The organism is Allobosea vaviloviae, assembly GCF_001298265.1.
GTDB classification, from domain to species: Bacteria; Pseudomonadota; Alphaproteobacteria; order Rhizobiales; family Beijerinckiaceae; genus Allobosea; species Allobosea vaviloviae_B.
Map to the genome: position 1 here is coordinate 77239 of NZ_LGSZ01000025.1, position 12196 is coordinate 89434.

The 12196-nt window shown below is 65.6% G+C and carries 10 protein-coding genes, 1 tRNA gene and 1 pseudogene; 4 read left to right on the plus strand and 8 right to left on the minus strand.

Annotated features, from left to right (window positions below; all coding sequences use genetic code 11):
• Positions 1 to 242: 242 nt before the first annotated feature.
• From AE618_RS05800 to AE618_RS05820, 5 genes are all read right to left on the minus strand, one after another.
• Positions 243 to 1091: a GIY-YIG nuclease family protein gene (locus AE618_RS05800; RefSeq protein ID WP_248310762.1), complete on the minus strand. Its 849-nt coding sequence runs from the start codon at positions 1089 to 1091 to the stop codon at positions 243 to 245.
• 314 nt (positions 1092 to 1405) lie between these two features.
• Positions 1406 to 1481, minus strand: a tRNA-Thr gene (locus AE618_RS05805).
• Between the two features lie 146 nt (positions 1482 to 1627).
• Positions 1628 to 2578: a prephenate/arogenate dehydrogenase family protein gene (locus AE618_RS05810; protein WP_248310763.1), complete on the minus strand. Its 951-nt coding sequence runs from the start codon at positions 2576 to 2578 to the stop codon at positions 1628 to 1630.
• On the minus strand, positions 2575 to 3675 hold the full coding sequence (gene hisC, locus AE618_RS05815; protein WP_054208105.1) for a histidinol-phosphate transaminase: 1101 nt from the start codon (positions 3673 to 3675) through the stop codon (positions 2575 to 2577). The genes AE618_RS05810 and hisC overlap by 4 nt, the downstream gene beginning before the upstream one ends.
• Before the next feature lie 159 nt (positions 3676 to 3834).
• Positions 3835 to 4689: a chorismate mutase gene (locus tag AE618_RS05820; RefSeq protein WP_054208106.1), complete on the minus strand. Its 855-nt coding sequence runs from the start codon at positions 4687 to 4689 to the stop codon at positions 3835 to 3837.
• A gap of 189 nt (positions 4690 to 4878) precedes the next feature.
• Between AE618_RS05820 and metX the strand changes: the two genes are divergently transcribed.
• Entirely contained in the window at positions 4879 to 6048 is a 1170-nt protein-coding gene (gene metX / locus AE618_RS05825; RefSeq protein WP_054208107.1) for a homoserine O-acetyltransferase MetX, read from the plus strand.
• 163 nt (positions 6049 to 6211) lie between these two features.
• Complete coding sequence (metW, locus tag AE618_RS05830; RefSeq protein WP_282568490.1) at positions 6212 to 6835, plus strand: methionine biosynthesis protein MetW; 624 nt, start codon at positions 6212 to 6214, stop codon at positions 6833 to 6835.
• Positions 6836 to 6946: 111 nt separating this feature from the next.
• Here metW and clpB read toward each other — a convergent pair whose 3' ends face one another.
• On the minus strand, positions 6947 to 9565 hold the full coding sequence (clpB, locus tag AE618_RS05835; RefSeq protein ID WP_054208108.1) for an ATP-dependent chaperone ClpB: 2619 nt from the start codon (positions 9563 to 9565) through the stop codon (positions 6947 to 6949).
• 148 nt (positions 9566 to 9713) lie between these two features.
• Between clpB and AE618_RS05840 the strand changes: the two genes are divergently transcribed.
• Both AE618_RS05840 and AE618_RS05845 read left to right on the plus strand, forming a co-directional pair.
• Positions 9714 to 10094, plus strand: coding sequence for a DUF2293 domain-containing protein (locus AE618_RS05840; RefSeq protein WP_349236424.1), 381 nt, complete (start codon positions 9714 to 9716; stop codon positions 10092 to 10094).
• 82 nt (positions 10095 to 10176) lie between these two features.
• Complete coding sequence (locus AE618_RS05845; RefSeq protein WP_054208109.1) at positions 10177 to 10962, plus strand: MOSC domain-containing protein; 786 nt, start codon at positions 10177 to 10179, stop codon at positions 10960 to 10962.
• A gap of 94 nt (positions 10963 to 11056) precedes the next feature.
• On the opposite strand, the gene AE618_RS28410 is transcribed toward AE618_RS05845, so the two are convergent.
• A complete protein-coding gene (locus AE618_RS28410) occupies positions 11057 to 11404 on the minus strand; it encodes a hypothetical protein (RefSeq protein ID WP_197280690.1) in 348 nt (115 codons plus the stop codon).
• 492 nt (positions 11405 to 11896) lie between these two features.
• Positions 11897 to 12118 (minus strand): annotated as a pseudogene (locus tag AE618_RS27830) (DUF4167 domain-containing protein); the annotation flags it as partial.
• Positions 12119 to 12196 lie beyond the last annotated feature (78 nt).

Consider the following 12196-nt stretch of genomic DNA (forward strand, 5'->3'; position numbering starts at 1 on the left):
CAAAACGCGGCAGGGTGGTGCTGAAGAGATGGGCAGCATCGCGCGTGCTCGCTCGCTGAGCAAGGCCGGCTCCGATGACGCTGCGAGAGATTGGGAATGGCGCCTATCGCATCCGTTTTGATAAAAGGCATGTAGTTTTCTGAATATGACCCTTCATTTTTTGGATTCTAAAACCCATTATCACAGAGAAAGGGGATCCGTTTTAGCCAAGACCCACGACGCGAGGCGATGAATATCTTATTCTATAGATCGAAAACTAGGCCTAGTTGCGCATCTTGCCATTCCTTGAGTGTCTGATTGGTCCGAACTAGACGCCAAGCTGTCCTGCCATTGGTATTGCGGTTGGTGATCACCGCCGCTGCCGCGCTCGCACTAGGGAATGCGACATCCTCGGCAAACTCTAGAAATTGGGGGTCAGCGCTCGGGACGATGCGATTGTCCTTGATGAGCTGCTGACGAAGCGGGCCATAACCATTCGATACAAAGTCACTCTTGGTCGTTGCTCGTGAACCGGCAAGGACCGTGAATTCACCATCAAGCTCGATTGCCCGAGCCTCGTAGCCGTGCTTGCTGCTCGCGAGCACTAGCTCCAGCGAAGATGCGGTCGCCGGAGCGCTCACGGGGATACTGTCGCTGAATGTAGGTTTGGCCTTAGGCCGCAGAAAGTCAAATCCAACAACAGGAAGAACGACTTGCACCTGCGAAATGAAGAACTCCATGTCAGCGATATCGCTCTCTGGTAAAGCCTTCGGGCTCGGCTCGTTGCCGTTGGCTACATTGGCGCGATCTGCCTGCTTCGTGAGATCGATGAACCGGTTCTCAAGGTAGCGAACGTGAGCCTTCGTCAGGTTCATGTCCTTGGAGGTCACCAAGCAAGCACGATTCCAGAAATCCTTGGCTGAGTCCTTGGCGTGCGACTTGATGCGATCGACAACGCTGTCTCCCTCACCAATGTAGACTCGAGACTTTGTGGGCTGCTCGGGATCGTCACCGACAAGGAAATATACGCCCGTCCTGCTTGCCTCATCACGTTGAAGAGCATCGCCTAGCCGGGACCGGGGCGCGACAAGCACATGACCGGTCCAGTTCATGATTTCTGCGGTTAGTACCCCAGTAGGCGAACCGTCAACGAGATATAGCCTCACGCTTAGACCAAGAACCGTCATTCCAGACCTCTGTGGCTCAAACCCGGCATTGCGACTTCGAACGACAGCGATGGACCTTTACCGGCCCTTTTGAAAGGCCGGCAGCAAAACTTGTAGGCCAAGCGCCCGGCAAGGATTGTTGAAGAGGAAGCCCGAGGGCGATGGTGATACTGGACATGCGGATGACCCCGAGCATAACCCAGGGCGTCGAATGTCAGGACCTAAAGACCTGACTTTGGGGCAAAATTTAAGAGAAGGAGTGGTGCCGCTTGAGGGATTCGAACCCCCGACCCCCTCATTACGAATGAGGTGCTCTACCAGCTGAGCTAAAGCGGCGACGCGGCAGCCTCTACCAGCCCGGCCGATTCTTGGCAAGGCGAGTTCTTGGCAAGGCGATGGCGCGGGCTCGCGCCGGAAACCCCGGCTTTTTCGTCCGCCCCCCTGCTTTCGTCCGTCCGCGCCGGCGTCAGTCCGCCCTTGTGTCAGTCCTTGCGCAGCTTCTCCGTCTCGGGCTTTTCCTGGCCGAGCGCGACGATGCCGCGGCGGATGGCGCGGGTGCGGGTGAAGTGCTTGTGCAGGGTGTCGCCGTCGCCGAAGCGGATGGCGCGGGTCAGCACCGCGAGATCCTCGCTGAAGCGGCCGAGCATCTCCAGCACTGCATCCTTGTTGTGCAGGAAGACGTCGCGCCACATCGTCGGGTCGGAGGCCGCGATGCGGGTGAAATCGCGGAAGCCGCCGGCCGAGAACTTGATCACCTCCGACTGCGTCACCGCCGCCAGATCCTCCGCCGTGCCGACGATGTTGTAGGCGATCAGATGCGGCAGATGGCTGGTGACGGCGAGCACCAGATCATGATGGCTCGCCGTCATGATCTCGACGATCGCGCCCATGCCCTCCCAGAACTGGCGGGTGCGGGCGATCGCCGTCTCGTGCGTGCCCTCGGGCGGCGTCAGGATGCACCAGCGGTTGAGGAACAGGCTCGGGAAACCGGCATCGGGGCCGGAGTTCTCGGTACCGGCGACGGGGTGGGCCGGGACGAAATGCACGCCCTCGGGCAGATGCGGCAGCACCGCCTCGACCACGGATTTCTTGACCGAACCGACATCCGACAGGATTGCGCCCGGCTTCAACGCCGAGGCGATCTCGGCCGCGACCGTGCCGCAGGCGCCCACCGGCACGCAGAGCACGATGTGGTCGGCGTCGCGCACGGCCTCGGCCGCCGTCTCCGCAACCTCATGGCCGAGGCCGAGTTCGCGGGCGCGCTGGCGCACGGCCTCGTCGCGGTCATAGAGGAGGACGCGCCCGGCGAGGTTCAGGTCCTTCGCCGCACGGGCGATCGACGAGCCGATCAGGCCGATGCCGATGATCGCGAGACGCCCGAACAGCGGCTCGTCACGGCGCGGGGCGAAGCTCTGCGGAACGGGCGCCATCATGCCGCCAGGAATTCGCCGAGCGCCGCGACGACGAGGCGGTTCTGCTCCTGCGTGCCGATGGTCATGCGCAGCGCGCCCGGCAGACCGTAGGAGCCGACGCCGCGCAGGATCAGGCCGCGCTGTGTCAGGAAGGCGTCCGCCTCCTTCGCCGTCTTGCCCGGCGTCGTCGGAAAATGGATCAGGAGGAAGTTGCCGACCGAAGGGGTGACGGTCAGGCCGAGCTTTTCCAGCTCGGCGGTGGTCCAGGCCAGCCATGTGTCGTTGTGCTCGATGGCGGCCGCGACATGGGCCTCGTCGGCGATGGCCGCAGCACCGGCCTCTATCGCCGCGCCGTTGACGTTGAACGGGCCGCGGATGCGCTCGAGCGCGTCGATGATGTGAGCGGGGCCGTACATCCAGCCGATGCGCAGATTGGCGAGGCCGTAGATCTTCGAGAAGGTGCGCGTCATCACGACGTTCTCGCTCTCGGCGACGAGTTCGAGGCCCGAGGCGTAGTCGTTGCGGCGGACATATTCGGCATAGGCCGCATCCAGCACCAGCAACACGTCGGCGGGCAGCCCGGCATGCAGGCGCTTGACCTCGTCGAAGGGCAGATAGGTGCCGGTCGGGTTGTTGGGATTGGCGAGGAAGACGATCTTCGTGCGCGGCGTCACCGCGGCGAGGATGGCATCGACATCGGCTGTGAAGTTCGTCTCGTCGACGACGACGGGCTTGCCGCCCGCCGCCAGGATGGCGATGCGGTAGACGAGGAAGCCGTGCTGCGTGAAGACGCCCTCGTCGCCATCGCCGAGATAGGCCTTGGTGATGAGTTGGAGCAATTCGTCCGAGCCGGTGCCGCAGAGGATGCGGCCGGCGTCGAGGCCGTAGCGGCTGGCAATCGCCTCGCGCAGCTTGGTCGAGGAGCCGTCCGGGTAGAGTTCGAGCTTGCCGGCGATCCTGCCATAGGCCTCGACCGCCTTGGGGCTCGGGCCGAGCGGGGTCTCGTTGGAGGAGAGCTTGTGCAGCTTGACGCCGGCGGGAGCGGCCGACTTGCCGGGAACATAGGCCTCGATGTCGAGGACGCCGGGACGGGGCATGGGGCGGGAGGCTGCGGACATGGTCTCGGCTTTCGGGTTCTATCCCCGCGCAGTCATCCCGGACGGAGCGAAGCGGAGATCCGGGATCCATGCCTGAACGGTTCCGGCATGGATCCCGGGTCTCCCTACGGTCGCCCGGGATGACGGCGTTGAGGATGGTCAGATCAGGAGCATGCGGACTTACGAACGGACGGGTTTGAAGGCGAAGCGGGCGGCGTGGCTGCCGATCTCGGCGAAGTCGCTCAGGCCAGCGGGCTCCAGCGAGCGGCGGATCGCGGCCTGATCGACCTCGCCGGACGCCGCGACCAGCAGCGAGAGATGCGAGCCGTCGGCTGCGGAGGCCGAGACCTCGGCCAGATGCTGGGCAAGCCCGGCCCGCAAGGTTTCCGACCAGCGCTCGACGCGGGCGGCATAAAGCACGATCTCGCGCACCGCCGCATCGGCCAGCGGCTTGGCGATGCAGTAGACCGGTGTTCCGGCCGGGTGGTCGGGCCGTTCGATGAAGGGCAGCCGCGCAATGATCTTCGGCGCGTCGGCACCGATCAGGTCGCGCCACCAGATGCCGGCGCTGGCGCCCTGGTCCATGCGAAAGATCCCGAGATCGCCAGCGGATTCCGCCACGGCGCGGATGACGGCGCGCGCATCCTCATGGGTGACGAAGGGCACGGTGAAGCCGAAATGGAAGCGGGCGGAATCGCGCATCGCCGCATCGCCGCCGGACACGTCGGCATGAACCGCATAGTTCGCCTGCACATAGGTGAAGGTGGCGATGATGATGCGCCAGATGCCCTCGATGGTGTCGAGCGGCAGCAGGCCCTTATGGCGCAGCGCCAGGCGCTTCATCATGTCGGCCTCGCGGCCGGGGCGGAAGGCCGAGCCCGAGGCCTGCGTCTTCTTGACCGAGATCAATGTCTCGATGATCGAGGAACGCTCCATCAGCAGCGCATGCATTTCCGCATCGATGCGATCGATCCCGGCGCGCAGATCGGCAAGAGTCGTCGGAGCGGCTTGGGTGGTGGGAGCAACCTGGGTCATGATGACAGCGCGATTGTGAGGAAAAGCCCGACGGATGTGGGCTAGGCTCTTAGCGCTCCCTTCGCCCCTTGGCAAAGCCGCAGGGCGCATCGCCGCGTTGACAGAACGCGCGCGTCGCGGCATCGCTAGAGTTCTATCTTTCAAACAAGCTGACCGGCAAGACAAACGATCCCGTCAAAGCGGACACGTATGAACGATTTTTCTGCAAGCCTGGCCGATCCGCTGAAGGAAGCGAACGAGCCCACCAGCGAGGTTGCACGCTTCGGCCCCGATACGCCGCTGCTGATGGATTGCGGCGTCGCGCTCGATCACTGGCAGATCGCCTACCAGACCTACGGGACATTGAACGCGGCGAAATCCAACGCCATCCTGGTCTGCCATGCCTTGACGGGCGACCAGCATGTCGCGAGCCGCAACCCGATCACCGGCAAGGGCGGCTGGTGGACGGCGATGGTCGGCCCGGGAAAGCCCGTCGATAGCGACCGCTTCTTCGTGATCTGCGCCAATGTCGTCGGCGGCTGCACCGGCACGACCGGCCCTGCCTCGACCCACCCGCAGACGGGCAAGCCCTGGGGCCTGGCCTTTCCGGTGGTGACGATCCGCGACATGGTGCGGGCACAGCGGCATCTCATCGACTCGCTCGGCATCGAGACGCTGTTTTGCGTCGCCGGCGGCTCTATGGGCGGCATGCAGGTGCTGCAATGGGCGGCGAGCTATCCCGAGCGGGTGTTCTCGGCGCTGCCGCTGGCGACGGCCGCCAAGCATTCGGCCCAGAACATCGCCTTCCACGAGGTCGGCCGCCAGGCGGTGATGGCCGATCCGGAATGGCGCGGCGGGCGCTATCTCGAAGAGGGCACGCGGCCCTCCAAGGGGCTCTCGGTCGCGCGGATGGGCGCGCATATCACCTATCTTTCGGAGCCCGCCCTGCATCGCAAGTTCGGCCGCAAGCTGCAGGACAGGGAAGCGCCGACCTTCTCCTTCGACGCGGATTTCCAGGTCGAGAGCTATCTGCGCTATCAGGGGCTCTCCTTCGTCGAGCGCTTCGACGCCAACTCCTATCTCTACGTCACGCGGGCGATGGATTATTTCGACCTCGCCGCCGACCATGACGGCATCCTGGCCAAGGCCTTCGCAGGGACCAAGACGCGCTTCTGCGTCGCGTCCTTCACCTCCGACTGGCTGTTCCCGACCAGCGATTCCCGCGCCATCGTGCATGCGCTGAACGCGGCCGGCGCCTCCGTTTCCTTCGTCGAACTCGAAAGCGACAAGGGCCACGACGCCTTCCTGCTGGAGGAGCCCAACCTGTTTGCCACGACGCGCGGCTTCATCGGCGCGGCGGCACGGGCGCGGGGGATTTGATGGCGAGCGCCAACCCTTGTCATTCCGGGGCTTCGCGCAGCGAAGAACCCGGAACCCACGACTGGGCTCCATGCGGCATCATCCTCGTTCGATCGGGCTCACCCGGTCGTGGGTTCCGGGTTCGGCCCTTCGGGCCGCCCCGGAATGACAGGTGGAGATCCGCTTGACGCCTCTCGACACCCAGACCAACCGCATCGACCTCAAACTCGTCGCCGAGATGGTGGCGCCGGGCTCGCGCGTGCTCGATGTCGGCTGCGGCGACGGACAATTGCTCGCCCTGCTGGCAGAAACGCGCGGCGTCGATGCGCGCGGGATCGAATTGTCGCGCGAGGGCGTGGCGGGCTGCGTCGCGCGCGGCCTCTCGGTGATCCAGGGCGACGCCGACACTGATCTTGCCGCCTACCCTGACGATTCCTTCGACTACGTGATCCTGTCCCAGACGATCCAAGCGACGCGTGATCCGCGCCTCGTGCTGGAGCAGATGCTGCGGATCGGCCGGCGCGCCATCATCTCCTTTCCGAATTTCGGACATTGGCGGATGCGCAGCCAGGTCTTCTTCCTCGGCCGCATGCCGGTAACGGATTCCCTGCCCTATTCCTGGTGGGATACGCCCAACATCCATTTCTGCACGATCCGCGATTTCGTGACGCTGTGCGACACGATCGGCGCGGTCAAGGAGCGCGCGGTCGCGCTCGACGCCGCCGGCGGCAAGGTCGGCGTCAGCGCGCCCTGGTGGTTCTGGAACCTGTTCGGCGCGCAGGCGGTGTTCTTGCTGAAGCGGGGGTGACCACGTCATGCTCGGGCGAAGACCCGAGCATCTCCTGCCGGAGATTGGTCCGGCCCGAGATCCCCGGGTCGGCGCTGCGCGCCGCCCGAGGATGACGAGGCCTCAGCCGCATCAATTCAGCGGCACGCCCGCCGGCCGCTTTTCCTTCACCGCCGCGATGTCGCCCAGCATCAGGCTCGCCGGCCCCACCGTGACCGGCACGGTCTGGCCGTCGACGATCTTTCCGGCCAGCAGCAGTTCGGCCAGCGGATCCTGAACCGACTTCTGGATCGCGCGCTTGAGCGGGCGGGCGCCATAGGCCGGATCGTAGCCCTTGTCGGCCAGCCACTGGCGGGCTTCGCTCGACAGCTCCAGCACGATCTTGCGGTCGGTCAGCAGCTTGGCGAGGCGGGTCATCTGGATATCGACGATCGCGCCCATATCCTCCCGCCGCAGCCGGTGGAACAGGATGATGTCGTCGATGCGGTTCAGGAACTCCGGCCGGAAGGCCTGCCTGACCACGCCCATGACCTCGTCGCGGACCTCCTCGCTGTCCTGCCCCTCGGGCTGGTTCACCAGATACTCGGAGCCCAGATTCGAGGTCATGATGATCAGGACGTTGCGGAAGTCGACCGTGCGGCCCTGGCCGTCGGTCAGGCGTCCGTCGTCGAGCACCTGGAGCAGGACGTTGAACACGTCCGGATGGGCCTTCTCGACCTCGTCGAACAGCACGACCTGATAGGGCCGGCGGCGCACGGCTTCGGTGAGCGCCCCGCCCTCTTCATAGCCAACATAGCCTGGAGGTGCGCCGATCAGCCGGGCGACCGAGTGCTTCTCCATGTATTCGGACATGTCGAGGCGCACCATGGCGGTGTCGTCGTCGAACAGGAACGACGCCAGCGCCTTGGTCAGCTCGGTCTTGCCGACGCCGGTGGGGCCGAGGAACATGAAGGAGCCGATCGGGCGGTTGGGGTCCTGCAAGCCGGCGCGCGCACGACGGACCGCCGTCGAAACGGCCTCGACCGCTTCGCGCTGCCCGACGACGCGGGCGGCCAGCACCTCTTCCATCCGCAGCAACTTCTCCTTCTCGCCCTGGAGCATCCGGTCGACCGGCACGCCGGTCCAGCGGCTGACGATCTGCGCGACGTGGTCGGATGTGACGGCTTCCTCGACCATGCCGGACCCGTCGCCGATGGCCTCGATCTCGGCCAGGGTCTTCTCGAGCTGCGGGATCTCGCCATAGGCGAGTTCGCCGGCGCGCTGGTATTCGCCCTTGCGCTGCGCCTGCGCCAGTTCGTTGCGGGCGGCGTCGAGCTTGGTCTTCAGTTCGGCTGCGGCGCCGAGCTTGTCCTTCTCGGCCTTCCACTTCGCGGTGATCGTATCAGAGCGCGATTGGAGATCGGCCAGCTCGGATTCGAGCCGCTTCAGCCTCTCCTTCGAGCCGGCGTCGTTCTCCTTCTTCAAGGCCTCCTGCTCGATCTTGAGGCGCACGATCTCGCGGTCGATCGAGTCGAGTTCCTCGGGCTTGGAGTCGACCTGCATGCGCAGCCGCGCCGAAGCCTCGTCGATCAGGTCGATCGCCTTGTCGGGCAGGAAGCGGTCGGTGATGTAGCGGTTCGACAGGGTCGCGGCCGAGACCAGCGCCGAATCCGTGATGCGGACGCGGTGGTGCTGCTCGTACTTCTCCTTGAGGCCGCGCAGGATCGAGACCGTATCCTCGATGCTTGGCTCATCGACGAAGACGGGCTGGAAGCGCCGGGCCAGGGCGGCGTCCTTCTCGACATATTTGCGATACTCGTCGAGCGTGGTCGCGCCGATGCAGTGCAGATCGCCGCGCGCCAAAGCGGGCTTGAGCAGGTTCGACGCGTCCATGGCGCCGTCGCTCTTGCCGGCGCCGACGAGCGTGTGCATCTCGTCGATGAACAGGATGACGCCGCCCTCGGCTGCGGAGACCTCGTTCAGCACCGCCTTGAGGCGCTCCTCGAACTCGCCGCGGTATTTTGCGCCCGCGATCAGCGAGCCCATGTCGAGCGACAGCAGCTCCTTGTCCTTGAGGCCTTCGGGCACGTCGCCATTGACGATGCGCAGCGCCAAGCCCTCGGCGATCGCGGTCTTGCCGACGCCGGGCTCGCCGATCAGGACGGGGTTGTTCTTCGTCCGGCGCGAGAGCACCTGAATGGTGCGGCGGATCTCCTCGTCGCGGCCGATGACCGGGTCGAGCTTGCCCTCGCGGGCGGCGGCGGTGAGATCGCGAGCATATTTCTTCAGCGCGTCGTAGGACTGCTCGGCCGATGCGGAATCGGCCGTGCGGCCCTTGCGGATCGCCTCGACGGCGGCGTTGAGATTTTGCGGCGTGATGCCGGCGCGCGCGAGCACCTTGCCCGCCTCGGTGTCCTTTTCGACTGCCAGCGCGAGCAGCAGCCGCTCGACCGTGACGAAGGAGTCGCCGGCCTTGTCGGCGGCCTTCTCGGCCGTGTCGAACACGCGGGCCAATGCCGGCGTCAGGTTGAGCCCACCCGATCCGCCGCTGACCTTGGGCAGCTTGGCGAGCGCCGCGTCGGTGAGTTGCAGCGCGAGCTTGGCATTGCCGCCGGAGCGGTCGATCAGCCCGGCCGCCATGCCTTCACTGTCGTCGAGCAGCGCCTTGAGCAGGTGCTCGGGCGTGAACTGCTGGTGGCCTTCGCGCAAGGCGATGGTCTGGGCCGCCTGGAGGAAGCCCTTGGCCCTGTCGGTGTATTTCTCGATGTTCATGTCTTTACGTCGCTCCGCCCACCGGCGCGCCCCGTGGCGACGCTGTCCGGTTGCCCATCTTCAGGATAGGACTCCCTCAGGGACGTCCTTCGCTCACAGAGATAGGTGTGGCATCTGCGCAACGTAAGGGGCGGCGGCTTGCAAAGCATTGACGCGCGTCAAATCGTCGGACCACTTTCTCGACATGGCCGGAACGCAACGACAGCAATCGATCCGCAAGGCGCTTCGGGCGCTGGCGCCGGGCATTCCGCTCGCCGACGCGCAGGCCGTGGTCGCCCTGGCGGAGCGCCGCCACATGAAGGATCTGCCGCCGACAACCGCCCTCTGGCTGGCGCTCGGCAGCCATGTCCGCCACGTCCATACCGATTACGAGCATCTGCTCGCCGACGGTTATGACCGCGAGGCGGCGCGTTTCTTCGTGGTCGACGACACCGACGCCGTGCTGGCCGGCTGGGGCTGCCAGCGCTCGGTCGCCGATCTGCCGGAGGTGGAAGAGGGCGCTGTCAGGACCCGTATTTCCCGCAGCTGATGACATCCATGCGAGGATTTGATCGATCCGTGAATCGCTCTCGCGCTATCCTGTCGGTCCGATCGAACTGCGGATCAACCCCATGCGCATCGCCTCCCTCTATCGCTACCCCGTCAAGGGCCTGTCGCCGGAACCCGTGACCTCCGCCATTCTCGAGGAGGGGGCGTATTTCCCCGGCGACCGCCTGTTTGCGATCGAGAACGGCCCGTCGGGCTTCGATCCGGCGGAGCCGGTGCACCAGCCGAAGATCAAGTACCTGATGCTGATGCGCAATGAGGTGCTTGCGACGCTGCGCACGCGCTATGATGACGCGACCGGCGACCTCGTCATCGCGGGGGCCGGAGGCGAGATGCTGCGGGCCAGCACGACGTCGCCGGAGGGTCGGGAGCGCATCACCGGCTTCTTCGAAGGCTTCATGCCCGGCGCGTTGCGCGGAACGCCCCGCCTGCTGCAGGCGCCCGAAGGCTACCGCTTCACGGATTCCCGATCCGGCTTCGTCTCGATCATCAACCTCGCCAGCGTCGCCGACCTCGAGGCGCGCATCGGTCTTCCCATCGACCCGCTGCGTTTCCGCGGCAATATCATGGTCGAGGGGCTCGATGCCTGGACTGAGCTCGATCTCGTCGGCCGGGAGCTGGAGACAGCGTCGGGCGTCAGGCTGCAGGTCCTCAAGCGGATCGAACGCTGCGCGGCGACCAATGTCGATCCGCAGACCGGAGCCCGCGACCTGCAACTGCCCAAGGCACTGTTGACCGCCTTTGGCCATGTCGATTGCGGCATCTACTGCCGGATTCTCAAAGGAGGCCGGCTGGCGGAGGGCGAGCAGTTCGACATCGAAGACGTGCCGGCCGCGCTCGGCATCTCCTGAGCGGGCGCCGTCCCCTCACCCGCGAATTGCCGCGCGCACGAAAAAGGGGCCCTCGCGGGCCCCTTGATCTGTCAATGTCAGCGTTTGCCGCGGATCACTCGGTGGTGCCGTCGCTCTCGGAGCCGAGCGCGTCCATGACCTCGCGCGGCGAACGGCGGCGGCGCGGCCGCTTGGGAGCGCCCTCGGTCGAAACCGCCTCGGGAGCATCCGGCGCAGCCGCCTCGACGGCGACCGGAGCGGGCTCCGCGACCGCCACCGGCACGCGCACCGGCGTCGTCAGGAAGGACGGCAGCGCGGCGACATCATCGCCCTGGTCGGCATCCGCCTCGACATCGCGATCACGGCGCGGACGCCGCTCGGGGCGCGGTCCACGCTCGGGACGCTCGAAGCGGCGCTCGGCCTGAGCCGGCTGCGGCACGGCCTCGGGCTGCTCGCCCTGCACCGGAATATCCGAGCGCGGCGCGTCGGGACGCGGGGCGTATCCGCCTTGGACGTTCTGCCCGCCCTCCTGGCGATCGAAACGAGGACGCTCGGGGCGATCGTTCCGGTCGAAGCGACGGTTGTTGTTGCGATCGTTGTTGTTTCGGTCGTTGTTGTTTCGGTCGCCTTGGGGGCGATCATTGTTGCGCGGCTGACGGTCGAAGCGCTGGCCATTGGCCTGGCCGTCGCCGCCATCGCCGTCCTGGCGCGGGGCGCTATTGCCGTTGCCGTTGTATCCGTTGCCGTTGCCGCCTTGCGGGGCGTTGCGCAGGTCAGGCTGCGGGCCGCCCTGCTGGAAGGTCTGGTTCTCGTCGTCGCCCTCTTCCTCGCCATCCTCGCCATCATCGTTGAAGGCGCGATTCGGCGGGAAGCTGTGGCCGAACTGCTGGGCCATCTGTTCCTGCGCAGCCAGCAGAATCCGATAATAATGCTCGGCATGCTGGAAGTAGTTCTCAGCCGCGACCGGGTCTCCCGACGACTGGGCATCGCGCGCCAGCTGCAGATACTTCTCGGCAACGTGCTGAGCCGTGCCGCGCACCTTCACATCGGGCCCGTTCGACTCGTAACTCCGCTGAAGCGGGTTCGGCGCCTTGCGGTTTCCACCGCCATTGTTGTTATTGTTGTTATTGTTATTGTTGTTACGGCCGCGCATGCGCCGGTTCTGACCTGGTCTCATTCGCGTGAATCTCGCGCTCTATGCTCAAGGCAACCGTGGGGTCATCGTGCACGTTCCGGTGCGCAGCGGGTTGCGGCG